Origin of the sequence: Sphingomonas sp. 66-10 (assembly GCF_001897045.1) — a bacterium.
Classification (GTDB): Bacteria; Pseudomonadota; Alphaproteobacteria; order Sphingomonadales; family Sphingomonadaceae; genus Sphingomonas; species Sphingomonas lycopersici.
On sequence record NZ_MKRR01000111.1, the window covers coordinates 126,722 to 142,415 of the forward strand.

Below are 15,694 nucleotides of genomic sequence, written 5' to 3' on the forward strand. Positions count from 1 at the left end.
GGCCGGGGTCAACACCGTCTCGCGGTGGAGCCGGCGGCTCCACTCGGCGACGCGGGTACGGCGAAGGCGGAGCGCGGGGAATGATGCGTGCATGATGCGCGGGGACATGCGCTTTCGCGCGGCGCTCGGCAAGCACCGGCTCGATGCGTTTTACCGCCATTACCCATCCCCGTTCCGGCTGAGCCTGTCGAAGCCCTGCCCTTTTCTTCCGCGGAAGAAGGCCAGCCCTTCGACAGGCTCAGGGCGAACGGATTGTTTGGTATGCTCGGGGCTAACTCGCCGGTTTGAGATTGTTGCCCGGCTCGATATCGGCGTGGCTGCGTTCCTCGACATGCTCCTCGGGCACCAGCAGCCGGCCGCGCCGCCACGGGCCGTAGAGGTAATAGAGCACCGCCAGCACGATATTGACGATCGAGCCGAGCGGGAAGCTCCACCACAAGGCGTCCGCGCCCCACACCGGATCGAGCCCCAGCGCCAGCCCCAGCCGCACCGGGAACATCGAGACCGCCAGGATGATCAGCGGCCCCCACACCGCGCCGTTCGCGCGCACCGTGCCGAACAGCACCATCGTCGCGCCGAACAGGATCAGGCCCCAGGTGACGATGAGGTTGATGTGTTGCGCCACCGGGATCACCGGGCTGCCGCCGCCGATGAACAGCGCGAGCAGCGGGCGATCGAACAGCACCCCCAGCGCCACCATCGTCCCGGTCATCGCGATATTATAGCCGAGCCCCGCGCGGGTGATACGCGCCACGCGATCCCACCGCCCGGCGCCGATATTCTGCGCCGCCATCGCCGATACCGCCGCGCCGATCGCCATCGCCGGCATCTGGACGTAATTCCACAATTGCTGGGTGATGCCATAGGCCGCGATCGTGTCGATGCCGTGGCGGTTGACCAGCCCGATCATCACCAGCGCCGAAGTGGACATCACCAGCATCTGCGCCCCGATCGGCAGCCCCTTGCCGACGATCACCCGAACCAGCGCCGGCGCAGGAACCATATAACGCAGTTCCGCGCCCTTGAGCCGGAGCGGCAGATCGTTGCGCTGCATGTGGAACACCAATGCCCCGAGCGCGACGACATTGGCGATCAGCGTCGCGGTCGCCGACCCGGCAATCCCCAGCCGCGGGAACGGCCCGAGCCCGAGGATCAGCACCGGGTTGAGCCCCGCATCGAGCACCACGCACAACCCCATGAACCACAAGGGCGTCACCGAATCGCCGGTGCCGCGCAGCCCCATGAACATCAGCACCAGCAGCATCGACGCGGGCAGCCCGATGAAGATCACGCGGAGATAATCGAGCGCCGGCTGGAATGCCCCAGGCGGGGTGGCAAGGACATGCAGAATCTGTGGCGCGAAGATCCAGCCGAGCGCCGCGACGACCAGCGAGGTGCCGAGCACAAGCCCGATCGCCGAGCCGAACGCGCGCCGCGCCGCATCGACGTCGCGCCGGCCCCAGCTCTGCCCGACCATGATCGTCGCCGCCATGCCGAAGCCGAACACCGCGCCGAAGGTGAGGAACATGATGATATTGGCGTTGGAGGTCGCGGCGAGCGCCCCCTCGCCCAGAAACCGCCCGACCCACACCGCGTTGATCGAGCCGTTGAGCGTCTGCAGGATATTCGAGGCGAGCGTCGGCAGCGCGAACATCAGCAGCGCCGATCCGATCGGCCCGGTCGTCAGATTGTGCGCATGACCGTGCTGAGCGGCAGGCGGTAGTGGCGCTTCGTCTGACAAAATCCTCGTCCTTCTAATCCGTCATCCCCGCGCAGGCGGGGATCCATTCACGCCGAGCTCGCGACTCTATCGCCGGACCTGCGTTAATGGATCCCCGCCTGCGCGGGGATGACGAAGAATTATCCCAGCCGCCCCAGCGCGGCCGACAGCCGTTCGGCCTCCGCCGCCTTGTCGGCGTGGTCGGCGCGCGCTTTTTCGACCGCTTCGGGTTTGGCGCGTTCGACGAAGCTCGCATTGCCCAGCCGCGCGGCGAGCGAATCGCGTTCCTTCTCCGCCCCGGCGATCGCCTTGGCGAGCCGCGCGCGTTCGGCGTCGAGATCGATCACATCGCCCAGCCCGAGGCGATAGGTCGCCTCGTCGACCACCACTTGCGCGCTGCCCCCGGTCACCTCGCCCGGCTCGATCCGCGCGAGCCGCGCGATCGTCGCCGCATTGCGCGCGAGCCGCGCGGCGGTCTCGGCACCGGCGTCGGCCACCGCATAAGGCAGACGCGCACCGGGGGGCACGTTGAGCTCGGTGCGGCTCGACCGCACCTCGCTGACCAGCCGGATCAGCCAATCGACCTCGTTCGCCGCCGCGGGATCGATCGCCCGCGCATCGGCCATCGGCCATTTCGCGACGATCAATTCATGCTCGCGCGGCGCCAGCGCGTGCCACAATTCCTCGGTGATGAAGGGCATGAACGGGTGGAGCACCACCAGCACCTGATCGAGCACCCAGCCCGCCACCGCACGCGTCTCGTCGTCGATCTGGCTCTTGATCAATTCGAGATACCAGTCGCAGAACTGGCTCCACACGAAATGGTAGATCGCATTGGCCGCTGCGTCGAACCGCAGCTCGGCGAGCGCAAGATCGACCGACTGGATCGCCTTGACGCATTCGCCGACGATCCATTTGTTGACCGCCGAGCTTGCCGCAGGCGGCTCCAGCGTCGCCGATCCGCCGATGCTATTGGTCTGGCAGAAGCGGCTGGCGTTCCACAGCTTGGTCGCGAAGTTGCGATAGCCCTCGACGCGGCGCTCATCCATCTTGATGTCGCGGCCCTGGCTTTCCATCGCCGCCATGAAGAAGCGCAGCGCATCGGCACCGTATTTGTCGATCAGCCCGAGCGGATCGACCGTATTGCCCTTCGACTTGGACATCTTGGCGCCGTCGGCGGCGCGGACGAGGCCGTGCAGATAGAGCGTGCGGAACGGCACGTCCTTCATGAACTGCAGGCCCTGCATCATCATCCGGGCATCCCAGAAGAACAGGATGTCGAAGCCCGAAATCAGCACGTCATTGGGATAGCGTCCGCCGAGTGTCGGATCGGTGTTCTCCGGCCAGCCCATCGTCGCGAACGGCCACAAGGCCGACGAGAACCATGTATCGAGTACGTCGGGGTCCTGGCTGAGCGTGACGCCCGCGCCCGCCTGCGCCTGCGCCTCCTCGGCGCTTTCGGCGACGAAGATGCGGCCATCGTCGGCGAACCATGCCGGGATGCGGTGCCCCCACCACAATTGGCGCGAGACGCACCACGGCTGGATGTTCTCCATCCAGTTGAAATAGGTCTTTTCCCACGTCTTGGGGACGACGCGGGTCTTGCCCGAGGTCACCGCCTCGACCGCGGGCTTCGCCAATGTCGCGGCGTCGACATACCATTGGTCGGTCAGCCACGGTTCGATCACGTCGCCCGAGCGATCGCCGTACGGCGTCTGGATCACGCGATCCTCGACGCGTTCGAGGAAGCCTTCCGCCTCCAGCCGCTCGACGACCAATTTGCGCGCGGTGAAACGATCCTCGCCGAGGAATTCGGCCGGGATCAGCCCGTCGGCGACCTGCGTCACCTGCGCCTTGGCATCGAGCATGTTGAGCATGTCGCGCGCCTCGATCCCGGCGCGCTTGCCGACCTCGAAGTCGTTGAAATCATGCCCTGGGGTGATCTTCACCGCACCCGAGCCGAGTTCGGGATCGGCATGTTCATCGGCGATGATCGGGATCAGGCGGCCGGTGATCGGCAGCCGCACCTTCTTGCCGATCAGCGCCTTGTAGCGCGCATCCTCGGGGTTCACCGCGACAGCCATATCTGCGAGCATCGTTTCGGGGCGCGTCGTCGCGACCGAGATGAAGCCGCTGCCGTCCTCCAGCGGATACCGGAGATGCCAGAATTTGCCCTGCACCTCGCGGGTCTCGACCTCGAGATCGCTGATCGCGGTGCCGAGGCCCGGGTCCCAGTTCACGAGGCGCTTGTCGCGATAGATCAGCCCCTGACGGTGCAGATCGACGAACACCTTCAGCACCGCCTTGCTGAAGCCTTCGTCCATCGTGAAGCGCTCGTTGGCCCAATCCATCGAGCAGCCGAGCCGGCGGAGCTGGCGGGTGATTGCCCCGCCGCTTTCCGCCTTCCATTCCCACACCTTGGCGACGAATTCTTCGCGGGTGAAATCGGTGCGCTTCTGCTGGCGCAACGCCATCTGGCGCTCGACCACCATCTGCGTCGCGATCCCGGCGTGATCGGTGCCGACCACCCACAAGGCGTCCTTGCCCTTCAACCGCGCGTGGCGGACGAGGATATCCTGCAGCGTATTGTCGAGCGCATGCCCGATATGCAGCGATCCGGTGACGTTGGGCGGCGGGTTGACGATCGTCCACGGCTCCGCGCCCGGGCGGTCGGGGCGGAACAGGCCGTTATCCTCCCAATGCGCATACCAGCGCGATTCGATGGCGGCGGGGTCAAAGGTCTTGGGCAATTCGGTCATCCCGGTGGCTTTACCGGGGGAGCGGCAAAAGAAAAGCCGCGCTTAAGGTCTAAAAGCAAACAGGGCGGCCCCGAACAGGAGGACCGCCCCGAAAGCGCGCAACGAAGGGAGCTTGGATCGTGCGCGGATCGGAAACCGACTATGCACGATCCACTTACCCGACGCGGGATGAACCGCGGATGAAAGATGCGCTCGTCCCTCGCGTCATGCGGGCTTAACCCGGCATGACGACGGTTAGCGTTACCGCGCCTTCCCGGTCCACTTATCCATCCAGCCGAGCACCTCGCGATACCATTGCCGCGAGTTGCGCGGTTTCAGCACCCAGTGATTCTCGTTCGGATTGACGAGCAGCCGCGAGGGGATGTCGCGCCGCTGGAGCGCGGTGAACGCGGCGAGGCCCTGGGTATAGGGAATGCGGAAGTCCTTCTCGCCGGTGATGACCAGCATCGGGGTCTTCCACTTGTCGACGTAATTGACCGGGTTCCACTTTTCGAACGCGGCCGGGTCTTCATAATAGGCCTTGCCGCCGTGTTCCCATTCGTCGAACCACAATTCCTCGGTCTCATAGGCCATCGCCCGCGCATCGAAGACGCCGTCGTGCTGGACGATGCATTTGAAGCGATCGGGCCACTGGCCGGCGAACCAGTTCATCATATAGCCACCGTAGGAGGCGCCGAGCGCACAGGCGTTATCGGCGTCGAGCCAGCCATATTTGGCGGTCGCGGCGGCGAGACCCTTTTGCAGATCCTCGAGCGGCCAGCCGCCCCAATTGTTGCGGATCGCATCGGTGAAGGCTTGGCCGTAGCCCGTCGACCCGTGGAAATCGACCGCGACCAGCCCATAGCCGGCACCGGCGAACACCGCCGGGTTCCAGCGATACGACCAGCTGTTGTTCGACGATCCCTGCGGTCCGCCGTGGACCATATAGGCGATCGGCACCTTGCCGGTGCTGCCATAGGGCTTCACCGCATAACCCCATACCGTATCGCCGTTCGCGCCCTTGAAATTGAAGCGCGACACGTCGGGCATATCGACGCCGACGAGCTTCGCCGCATTGACCGAGGTCAGCCGCTCGGGCGCCCCCTTGCCCGTAATGCGATAGAAATCGTCGGGCGCGGTGAGGCTGTTGATCGCAACGATCACCCCGCCGCCGGCGCTCACCGTGACCGACGAGACATTGCCCTGCTGCGTCAGCCGCGTGACTTGTCCGCTATGTGCATCGACCCGCCACAGCGGATTTTCCTGCGTATCCTCGGCGGTGACGTAAAGCGATCTCGAATCGGGCGCCCAGGCGATCGACCCGATCGAGCGATCCCATTTATCGGTCAGCGCGCTGACCTTGCCGCTGGCAAGATCGCGGACCATCAGCACCTGACGATCGGCCTCATAGCCGGGACGAAGCATCGCGAACCACGCCAGCGTGCGGCCGTCGGGCGAGACGGTCGGCTGGTTGTCGGTCGCCTTGTTGTCTGCGGTCAGATTGACCGGCGCGCTGCTGCCGTCGGCCGGGGCGGCGAAGATATCGAGGTTGGTCGACAAGGGCTCGATCCGCCCCGCCTCGCGCATCGCGAAATAGACGATGCGACCGTCGGGCGCCCAGGCGATTTCCTCGCCGCCGCCCATCGGCTTGGACGGGGTATCGCCGACCAGCGCGCCGACGATCGCGGTACCATTGCCGGGCGCGCCGCTGGCGGGCAGCGGCAGGACGAACAATTGCGAGCGCGTGCCGTCCGCCCATGTATCCCAATGCCGGACGAACAATCGATCATAGACCCGCCCCTCGCCGGCATTCGGATCCTTCTTCTCGCTCGCCGGCTCAAGCGACGGTGCGCCGGGCTTGCGATCCGCCCACACGACGAGTCGATCGCCGCTGGGGGCGACCTTGAAGCCGTTGAAGCCGCCCTTGAAATCGGTGATTCGGCGCGGCGTGCCGCCCGCGACGGGCATCGCCCAGATCGCATCCTCGCCGCCCTTGTCGGATGAGAAATACACCGTATCGCCGACGATCTGCGGGTCGTTCTCGTTGGCGGACGAATCCGCCGACAGCTTCGCCGGCTGCGCGCCGCGCCGCGAGAGATCGAGCCTCCACAGCGCAAAACGCCCCTTGTTGCCGGCGAGATCGGTTTCGCGCTGCGCCCAGACCAGCCAGCGGCCGTCCTTCGACACGGTCGGTGCGCCGACGCGCGACAACATGGTGACATCGTCGATGGTCAACGGGCGCGCCACGGCGGGCGCGGCGACGATAGCGGCGGAGGCGAGCAGGCTCGCGGCAAGAAGTGCTTTCATGCCGGCAGATAGAGCAGATCGTAACCGCTGCTACAATCTCCGGCAGGCGCGGGTCAGCGACCCGAGCTGGTGATCTTGGCGACCTCGCGCGCGACGACCGATTCGACGATCGCGGGCAGGTTGGCGTCGAGCCATTCGCGCAGCATCGGGCGGAGCATTTCGCGCACCAGCCCTTCCAGCGTGCCGTCGGTATTGGGCTCGGGCTTCACCAGCAATCGCGAGAGCGCGTCGAGCGCGCCGCGAGTCGCTTGCGCGGTTTCCTGCGAGACGATCGCCTCGGGCACCGGTTCGGGCCGAGACTGAGGTGCGGACGTGTCGCTCGTGGTGGGTTCGGTGGCCATAGCGTGACGCAGCTCCAGCACCTCGTCCGCCTCCTCGCTCGGCGGCGGCGGGACAACTGACGGCACAGGACGAATCGAGGGACGGCGCATGCGCGTTGTCCCCTCTCCCTCCTCGGCGATGATCCGTTTGATCGAGGACAGGATGTCCTCCATCGACGGCTCGGCGCTAGCGTCCCCCATAAGCGACGTTCCAATCAGCGGTTTGGTGCGTGCTCACCTGTGGTTAAGGGGGCGTTCCTGTCAACAGGCGTATCGAATTCCGGGCCGAGCGGACGCGTCACCGTGGCGTTTTGCGGCGCCACTTTCGCGGTGGTCGGGGCGATCGGCACGGGCGCGGCGCCGGTGCCGTAATCGAGGAACCGGCCCTTCACCGCATTATAATTGTCCGCCGGATTGTAGAGCGGCCCGCCGTCGAGCCCGAGATCGCGTGCCTCCGCCCGCCCCATCGCCGCGAGCAGCGCGAAGCCCGCGACATAAGCGTCGCGACGGGCGGTGACGAGCGTCACCTGGCTGTTGAGCAATTCCTGCTCCGCGTTGAGGATATCGAGGATCGTCCGGTTGCCGACGCTGTTCTCGGCCCGCACGCCCTCCAGCGAGAGCCGATTCGCATTGACCGCCGCCTCCGACGACTGGATCACCTCCAGCGCCGACCGCCAGATCGCAAAGGACGAGCGCGTATCGGCGATCACCTGCCGCTCCGCCGCGGTGGCATTCTCGATCGCCTGCGAGCGATTCGCCTGCGCCTGCCGGATCTGCGCGGCGGGAAGCCCGCCCTGGAAGATCGGCACCCGGAGGTTGACGCCGATCGAGGTCGACGACCCGTTCTGCCCGACGCCGAGCCCCGTGCCCGCGCCGAGCGAGCCGAGATAGGAAGTGGCATTCTCCCCGACCCCGATCCCGACGGTCGGCAACCGGCTGGCCTGCGCCACTTTGACGTCATAGCGCGTGGCATCGCGCTGGCGCTGCGCGGCGAGCAAGGTCGGGTTCTGGCTCAGCGCGACCTCGACCGCCGAATCGGGCGAATCGGGCAAATGCGGCAGCGGCGGCGGCGGCTCGAGCGTGCCCGGCGCCGTGCCGACCAGCGCGACATAATTCTCGCGGCTCGAAATCAGATTGGCCTGCGCGGTCTGCAATTGCGCGCGCGCCAGGCTCAGCCGCGCCTCGGACTGCGCGACGTCGGTCCGCGTCAGATCGCCGACCTGGAAACGATCGCGCGCCGCGGTGAGGTTGGTTTCCAGCACCTTCACATTCTGCGCGTTGAGCCCGACGATCGCTTCGTCGCGCAGCACATTGTTGTAGGCGGCGACGACATTGGTGAACGTCGTCGCCTCGGTCCCGCGGAGGCTGGCCTGCCCGGCTTCCACCCGGGTTTCGGCCGCGCGAATCGAATTGCGCACCGCGCCGCCCGAATAGACCGGCACGTTGAGCGTCACCCCGAGCTGCGCGATCCGCGCCGGCGTGGTGAAGGAATTGCCGGTGCGCACCAGATTGTCATTCAACGACCCGGTGGCGGAAACGCCGGGGCGCCCCGCGGCCTTGGCGATCGGCACATTCTCGTCATTGGCGCGCTGCTGTGCACGCGCGCCGGTGATTGTCGGATTATCGTGATAGGCTTTGGCCAACGCATCACGCAGCGTCTCCGCGGAGGCAGGCACGGCGAGCGTCGCGGCAAGGATCGCGACCGGCGCGATCGAAGAAAGATGGCGGCCCAAAGAATACCTCAGAAGCTGAATCCGCGCCGGCGCGCGAAGCCCGGCAGCACCACCGATTCGATATCCGCGAAACCGACGAGGCCGAAGCCGCCCCCGGTGCGGCGCCCGGCGGCAAGCCGGGTGACTCCGCGATCGACCAGCCCCGCAACGATCCGGCCGCCTTCGCGCACCTGATCGACCAGTGCCTCAGGGAGTTCCTCGACCGCGCCGTCGACCACGATCACGTCATAGGGTGCGCCGGCGGCATGGCCGTGTTCGAGCGGCCCCTCGACCAGTTCGACCCCCGTGACTCCGGCCAGCGCAGCGCGCGCGCGGGCAGCGAGATCGGCGTCGCTCTCGACCGCGACGACATGGCCGACGAGGCCGGCGAGAACCGCCGCGGTATAGCCGGTCGCAGCACCGATCAGCAGCACCCGGTCGCCCGGCTGCAGCCGCGCCTCGGTCAGCAGCCGGCCGGTCGCGATCGGCAGGTTCGCCGCACGCCCGTTACCGAGCGGCACCGCGGTATCGCGATACGCGAGCGGCGCGGCCTCGGACGGCACGAACGTCTCGCGCGCGACGGCGGCCATCGCCGCCACGACGCGCGGATCGTTCACCGCATTGGGACGCAGCTGGCTCACCACCATTGCGGTGCGCATCGCCTCGAAATCGTTCGCGGGAGAAATGGTCGCGGTCATGATCATACCCTGTCGCACAGCTGTTTTATTGATGCAATACACTAAAGCATTCGCGCGGCTTGTATCGCGTCACCGCTGCGCCGCCAACTGTCGCCGCGCGCTTGACAGCGGGCGAGCGCCGACGCATCAGCCCGCGCTCCACGCACATCGAGGCCCGATGGCGGAGTGGTGACGCAGAGGACTGCAAATCCTTGCACCCGGGTTCGATTCCCGGTCGGGCCTCCACCTTTCTGAAAAATCTGGATTTTTTGGAGCGGACGCGAGCACGCGCGCGACCGGTGGACGGCCGCGCGCGTCACCCGTGGGTCAATATTGCCTAATTGTGATGCAGGCAGGCAGAATCATATTGCGACACCGAAGCGGTGTTGCGCGAGTTCTGCGGCTGCTGGCCGGCATAGACCGAGCCCGCTTGTCCCGTCGGATTGAATGCCGATCCCGGTGCGCTCCCGGCATTGCCCGGCGTGGTCGGCGCGCTGGCGCTGCCGCATGACGCATTGGGCTGACCGGTGGCATGGGTCGGGCCGTTCATATGATTCCAGCCCGTCCCCTGGGTCGCCCCCTGCGACATATGCGTGGCGGGGGCCGTCGTCGGGGCCACGGTAGTCGGGGTATGGATCATCGGCATTGCGGCGGGATGACCACCGCGCTGGGCCGTCACCGTCCCGGGACCGGCGAGCGCGACGGCGCCGAGCGCCATCAGCAAAGGTGTCGATTTCATTGTTCGTCTCCTCGCGATCCGGCATCCGCAAAGGCGCGGAAAAACAGGCCGGAACAGATCGCGATGCAGGCGCCGGCGACGTGCGTGCTCCATTCCCTGTGGAGACGCGCTTCGCCACTCGCCGAGCCGGTGTCGGCATCGATCGGCGCGCGGGGCGGCCATCGGCCGGATCGGGTCCGCAGCGCCGGTGCGATCATATCACCACGGCGCGATTTCCCCAACCGCCGCCGCCGGCGTTCGTCCGCGTTCTGCAGCTTGCCAACGCATTGAAAGTGCGTAGCGTGCCGGCATGGCGCGGGCCGATGTGATCGCTGGCGTTTCGGTCGCGGGGCTATTGCTGCCGGAGGCGGTGGCCTATGCCAGCATCGCGGGGCTCGAACCGGCGCGCGCGATCGTCGCGGCAATCGCCGGATGCCTCGCTTATGCCGCGATCGGGCGCAGCCGGTTCGCGATCGTTTCCTCCACCTCCTCCTCCGCCGCGATCCTCGCGGCGGCGCTCGCGGCAATGGCGCATGAGGCGGTGCCGCGCGAGATATTGGCGACGCTGGCAGTTGCGCTGGCGGGGCTGCTGTTCCTGATCGCTGCAGCGCTGCGACTGGGGGCGCTGACCAGCTTCATCGCCCGCCCGGTGCTGCGCGGCTTCGCGCTCGGGCTCGCGATCACGATCATCCTCCGCCAGCTCCCGGCGATCGTCGGGGTCGATATCGCCGGCGGCAATCTGCTGACACTGGTCGCGCGGCTCGCCGAGACGATGCCGGACTGGCATCTCGCCTCGGTCGCGACCGGATTGGTCGCGCTGGCGTTGCTGCTCGGGTTGCGACGCCTGCCCGGCATTCCCGCCGCCTTTGTCGTGCTCGTGCTGGGGATCGCCGCCTCGCGCCTGCTCGATCTGCCGGCCCACGGCGTCCGGACGGTGGGCGACATCGCGATCGCGCTGCACCTTCCCGAACTGCCCGATATCGGCTTCGGCGCGGTGTCACGACTGGCGCAACTGGTGGTGCCGCTGGCGCTGATCCTGTTCGCCGAAAGCTGGGGAACGATGCGCGCGCTGGCGTTGCGCCACGGCGATTCGATCGATCCCGATCGCGAGCTGGCCGCGATCGGCGGCGCCAATCTGGCGGCGGCGGTCGTCCAGGGGATGCCGGTCGGCGCGGGGTTTTCGGCCGGATCGGCAAGCGAGGCGGCAGGTGCTGCGTCGCGCTGGACCCCGGTGTTCGCGGCGGTCACGCTCGGGCTGCTCGCCTGGTTCGGCCGGCCGGCGATCGCGCATCTGCCCGATGCGGTGTTGGCGGCGGTGGTGATTGCCGCGTTGACCCACGCTTTGTCCCCCGCACCTTTCCTCCACCTCTGGCGGATCAGACGCGACGAAGTGGTAGCATTCGCGGCGGCAGCAGCGGTGCTGGCGTTCGGCGTGCTCGACGGGATGCTGATCGCGATCGCGCTGTCGCTCGCCGCGCTGATCCAGCGGATGTCGACCTCGAACGTGCTCGAACTGGGGCAGCTTGGCGGCGGACATGATTTCGTTGATCTCGCGCGGCATCCCGATGCCAAGCCGGTGGCCGGGATATTGGTACTCCGGCCGTCCGAACCGCTGTTCTTCGGCAATGCCGAACGCGTGCTGCGCGATGTCGAGCGCCGGCTCGGCGGCGGGCATGCGCTGGTGCTGAGCATCGAGGAAAGCTTCGATCTGGACAGTACGGCGCTCGACTGCCTGATCGAGTTCGACGACAAAATATCGCGCGCCGGCACCAGCTTGCGGCTCGCGCGGGTCCATGATCATATCCGCGACCTGTTCCACCGCGCGGGCCGCGACGATCTCGCCGCGCGCAGCAGCTACAGCGTCGCCGACGCGGTGGCGGCGATAAGCGGCGACAAGGGGAAGTGATGATGCAGGACTGCCCACCGATCCTCCACCCGACCCCGCTCGCTGAGCTCCGCCCGACCCAGATGACGGTCGGCCGGCGCGAGGTCGCCCGCAAGCGCCGTGACTGGGAGGAGCGCTCGCACGAAGCGGGCGGCGCCTTCCTGTCGCACCATCTGCTCCCCGCGATCCTCGGGCCGAAGCAGCGGCCGTGGATCATCGACAACCACCACCTCGCGGTCGCGCTGATGGAGGCCGGGCAGCAGCAGGTGCTGGTGCGTATCGTCGCCGATCTCAGCCATTTGTCGCGCGAGACCTTCCTGACGGTGATGGACAACCGCAACTGGCTCCACCCGTTCGACGAGAAGGGCGTGCGCAAGTCGGCGGCGGACCTGCCCAAGAAGCTCTCGCGGCTGCGCGACGATCCCTATCGCTCGCTCGCCGGCCAGCTCCGTCGCGCGGGCGGCTATGCCAAGGACGATACGCCCTATTCCGAATTCCTCTGGGCCGATTTCCTGCGCCACCGCATCAAGCCCGCGCTGCTGGAGAGCGATTTCGACACCGCGGTCGAAAAGGCGCTGACGATCGCGCGTGGGGCGGAGGCGGCGTATCTGCCCGGCTATGCCGGCCCGCACGACTGATCGCGCATTGCACGACCGCCGCGCGCGTCGCATGAGGCGGCGATGAGATTGCTGGTCGTCGAGGACAATATCGAGCTGGCCCAGGCGATCGGCGAAGCTTTCGCCGCGCGCCATCTGCATTGCGATCTCGCGCATAATGCCGGCGATGCCGATATATTGATCCGCACGACGCGCTACGCGCTCGTCATCCTCGATCTCGGGCTGCCCGACGAGGATGGGCTCGATCTGCTCAAACGGCTGCGCGCGGCGCAGCGCAGCGAACCGATCATCATCCTCACCGCGCGCGGCGAGGTGGAAAACCGCCTCGGCGGCCTCCGCGCCGGGGCGGACGATTATATGTCCAAGCCGTTCCACTTCGACGAGCTCCACGCGCGGGTGCTGGCGATCCTGCGGCGCGACTCGGGGTATAAGGACCGGCTGCTCCGCGCCGGCACGCTCGAACTCGATACCGAGGCGCGGCAGTTTCGCGCCGAGGGCGCTGCGCTGGAATTTTCGGTACGCGAGGGCGAATTGCTCGAACTGCTGATGCGCCAGCCCAATCGCGTGGTGCCCAAGCGCGTGCTGGAGGATCAATTGTTCGGCGCGGGCGATTCGCTCGGGTCGAATGCGGTGGAAGTCTATATCCATCGCATCCGCCGGCATCTGAAGGAGGCGGGACTTGCGCTCACCGTCCAGACGGTGCGCGGCGTGGGTTATATGCTCCAGACGTAGCGCGGTGCGTCAGATACGCCGTTCGCCCTGAGCCTGTCGAAGGGCGTCCCCACCTCACGACCGGCAGGACGCCCTTCGACAAGCTGAGGGCGAACGGAGGTGGACTTATTTTCCCGTAACGGGCGTTCCGCACGCCTGGAACAACGCCACCGTATCGGTGAGCCGCGCCGCGGTCGCCTGGATGCGCTGTACCGCCGCCTGCGACGCCGCCGACGAGGCATTGAGCAGCGCGAAACTGCCGACTGCGCCCAACTCCATCTGCCGCCGCGTCATCACCAGCGTGCGGCTGGCGGCGTCGTCGGCGCGGGTCGCCGCGTCGAGTGCGGCAGCATCGGTGCGCAGCCCCGACAGCGCGTCGTCGACATCGAGGAAGGCCTGCAGCGCCGCCGCGCGATATTGCGCCTTGGCCGCATCGAGCGCCGCGTCGGCCGCATGCTTCTGGTGGAGCAATTGCCCCGAATGAAATAACGGCTGAGTGATCCCGCCGATCAGCGAGAAGAACGGATTCCCGCTGGCGAACATATCGGCAAAATGCGTCGCCGAGCCCCCCGCCTGCCCGCTGAGCGTGATCGACGGCAGGCGCGCCGCCATTGCCGCACCGACATCGGCCGCCGCCCCGCGCATCTGCGCCGCCGCCGCCTGGACGTCGGGGCGGTGCGCGACGACATCGGACGGGAGCGCGACAGGCAGATCGGCGGGCAGATGCAGCTCGGTCATCGCCGGCAGCGGCGGCAGCGGCGACCCGGCGGGCCTGCCGAGCAGCGAGAGGATCAGCCCGGCCTGATGCGCGCGCTGTCGCTCCAGCGGCGGCAACGCCGCCTCGGCATTGGCGAGCACGGTCTGCTGCGCGGTGACATCGGACAGCCCGACATCGCCGAGCGCGCGCCGCCGTTCGAGCATCGCGACGAGCGCGCGATTGTCGGCGATCGCCTTGCGCGTCGCCTCGGCCTGCGCGTCGAGCGCGGCATATTGAATCGCCGCCTGCACCAGATTGGAGATTGCGGTGATCCGCGCCGCGTCGAGCCGATGCGCCGCCACCTCCGCCGCCGCGCGCGCCGAGCGGACGCGATTGCGCCCCTCGCCGAACAGATCGAGCGGATAGGCCACCGTCACCTGTGCGGTGTGGAGCGTGTAGAGGTTGATCGATTGATCGGCGAGCGGGGTCTGCAACGCGTTCGACACGCGGGCGCGCTGCACCTGATAGTTGAGATCGGCCTGCGGCCCCTGCCCGCCCGCGGTGGCGCGCGCCTGTTCCTGCGCCTGACGCAGATTAGCCTCGGCGGTGGCGAGGTCCTCGTTATGCGCCAGCGCGGTCTCGACCAACGCGTCGAGCTTGGCGCTGCCGAACGCACGCCACCATTGCGCAAGCGGCGGCGCGCCGACATCCACCTGCTGCGCCGTGCCACTTGCAGGGGCAATCGTCTGCGACTGGCGTGCGGGCGGCAGCGCCGCCTGTGTCCCCGGATGCGCCGGCGAGACAGTGCACCCGGCAACCAGCACCACGAGCGGGAGCGAAAGCAAAGCGACGCGCATCATGCCGGCTCCGCCTGCGCCTGATCGGCGTCTGGCTGTTGAGGTTTGCGCTCCAGCAGCCCGCTGTCGTGGCGCGAGAAACGCGCGATCAGCACCGGCAGCACCATCAGGATCAACACCGGCGCCAGCGTCATCCCGCCGACCACGACCAGCGCCAGCGGCTTCTGCACCTGGCTGCCGATCCCGCTCGAAATCGCCGCCGGCAACAGGCCGATCGCCGCCGCGAGACAGGTCATCACCACCGGGCGCAGGCAATGCCGCACCGTCATCGCCAGCGCCTCGTCGCGCTCCATCCCTTCGTTGAGCTGCTGGTTGAAGGTGGTGACGACGAGGATCCCGTCCATCACCGCGATGCCGAACAAGGCGACGAAGCCGATCGCGGCGGAGATGCTGAACGGCGTGCCGGTCAGCGCCAGCGCGAGCACCCCGCCGATCAGCGCCATCGGGATCACGCTGAACGCGAGCAAGGTATCGCGGATCGATCCGAAATTGGCGAACAGCAGGACGAGGATCAGCAACAAGCTGACCGGCACGACGATCTGCAACCGCGCGACCGCATTGGCGAGATTGCCGAGTTCGCCCGCCCATTCGAGATGATAGCCCGGCGGCAGCACGACATGCTTGGCGATCCGCGCCTTCACCTCGTCGACCGCGCTGCCCAGATCGCGCCCGCGCACGCTGAACTTGATCGGGACATAGCGTTCCTGATGCTCGCGATAGATGAACGAGGCGCCA

General features: G+C 67.4%; 12 protein-coding genes and 1 tRNA gene. 4 read left to right on the forward strand and 9 right to left on the reverse strand.

All coding sequences use genetic code 11. From position 1 onward, the window contains the following. Nucleotides 1–271: 271 nt before the first annotated feature. From BGN95_RS11460 to BGN95_RS11485, 6 genes are all read right to left on the reverse strand, one after another. Nucleotides 272–1,741, reverse strand: a complete 1,470-nt coding sequence (locus BGN95_RS11460) for an MATE family efflux transporter (RefSeq protein WP_502688281.1) — start codon at nucleotides 1,739–1,741, stop codon at nucleotides 272–274. A 119-nt stretch (nucleotides 1,742–1,860) separates the two neighbouring features. After that, complete coding sequence (locus tag BGN95_RS11465; RefSeq protein WP_286772659.1) at nucleotides 1,861–4,479, reverse strand: valine--tRNA ligase; 2,619 nt, start codon at nucleotides 4,477–4,479, stop codon at nucleotides 1,861–1,863. 240 nt (nucleotides 4,480–4,719) lie between these two features. Next, on the reverse strand, nucleotides 4,720–6,765 hold the full coding sequence (locus tag BGN95_RS11470) for a S9 family peptidase (protein ID WP_286772660.1): 2,046 nt from the start codon (nucleotides 6,763–6,765) through the stop codon (nucleotides 4,720–4,722). A 53-nt stretch (nucleotides 6,766–6,818) separates the two neighbouring features. Then, nucleotides 6,819–7,286 (reverse strand): DUF2497 domain-containing protein, encoded by a 468-nt coding sequence (locus BGN95_RS11475; protein ID WP_179511509.1) that lies wholly within the window; start codon nucleotides 7,284–7,286, stop codon nucleotides 6,819–6,821. A 14-nt stretch (nucleotides 7,287–7,300) separates the two neighbouring features. Further along, on the reverse strand, nucleotides 7,301–8,818 hold the full coding sequence (locus tag BGN95_RS11480) for a TolC family outer membrane protein (RefSeq protein ID WP_265269215.1): 1,518 nt from the start codon (nucleotides 8,816–8,818) through the stop codon (nucleotides 7,301–7,303). Nucleotides 8,819–8,826: 8 nt separating this feature from the next. Further along, the gene (locus BGN95_RS11485) at nucleotides 8,827–9,495 is read right to left on the reverse strand and encodes a protein-L-isoaspartate O-methyltransferase family protein (protein ID WP_265269214.1); all 669 of its coding nucleotides are present in this window, start codon (nucleotides 9,493–9,495) and stop codon (nucleotides 8,827–8,829) included. 151 nt (nucleotides 9,496–9,646) lie between these two features. Here BGN95_RS11485 and BGN95_RS11490 point away from each other — a divergent pair. Next, nucleotides 9,647–9,720, forward strand: a tRNA-Cys gene (locus BGN95_RS11490). A gap of 91 nt (nucleotides 9,721–9,811) precedes the next feature. Here BGN95_RS11490 and BGN95_RS11495 read toward each other — a convergent pair. Continuing rightward, nucleotides 9,812–10,213, reverse strand: coding sequence for a hypothetical protein (locus BGN95_RS11495; protein WP_286772661.1), 402 nt, complete (start codon nucleotides 10,211–10,213; stop codon nucleotides 9,812–9,814). A 289-nt stretch (nucleotides 10,214–10,502) separates the two neighbouring features. Between BGN95_RS11495 and BGN95_RS11500 the strand changes: the two genes are divergently transcribed. The 3 genes from BGN95_RS11500 to BGN95_RS11510 are packed head-to-tail and all read left to right on the forward strand — an operon-like array spanning nucleotide 10,503 to nucleotide 13,426. Further along, nucleotides 10,503–12,098 (forward strand): SulP family inorganic anion transporter, encoded by a 1,596-nt coding sequence (locus BGN95_RS11500; protein ID WP_286772662.1) that lies wholly within the window; start codon nucleotides 10,503–10,505, stop codon nucleotides 12,096–12,098. Then, entirely contained in the window at nucleotides 12,098–12,715 is a 618-nt protein-coding gene (locus tag BGN95_RS11505) for a ParB-like protein (RefSeq protein ID WP_265269211.1), read from the forward strand. Before BGN95_RS11500 ends, BGN95_RS11505 begins: the two co-directional genes overlap by 1 nt. 42 nt (nucleotides 12,716–12,757) lie before the next feature. Next, nucleotides 12,758–13,426, forward strand: a complete 669-nt coding sequence (locus BGN95_RS11510) for a response regulator (RefSeq protein WP_286772663.1) — start codon at nucleotides 12,758–12,760, stop codon at nucleotides 13,424–13,426. A gap of 105 nt (nucleotides 13,427–13,531) precedes the next feature. Here the strand turns inward: BGN95_RS11510 and BGN95_RS11515 are convergent, their stop codons facing one another. Both BGN95_RS11515 and BGN95_RS11520 read right to left on the reverse strand, forming a co-directional pair. Beyond that, nucleotides 13,532–14,962, reverse strand: a complete 1,431-nt coding sequence (locus tag BGN95_RS11515; protein ID WP_286772664.1) for an efflux transporter outer membrane subunit — start codon at nucleotides 14,960–14,962, stop codon at nucleotides 13,532–13,534. Beyond that, nucleotides 14,959–15,694 (reverse strand): efflux RND transporter permease subunit (locus BGN95_RS11520; protein WP_286772665.1); only part of this gene is annotated, 736 nt, incomplete at its 5' end. The genes BGN95_RS11520 and BGN95_RS11515, both read right to left, overlap by 4 nt.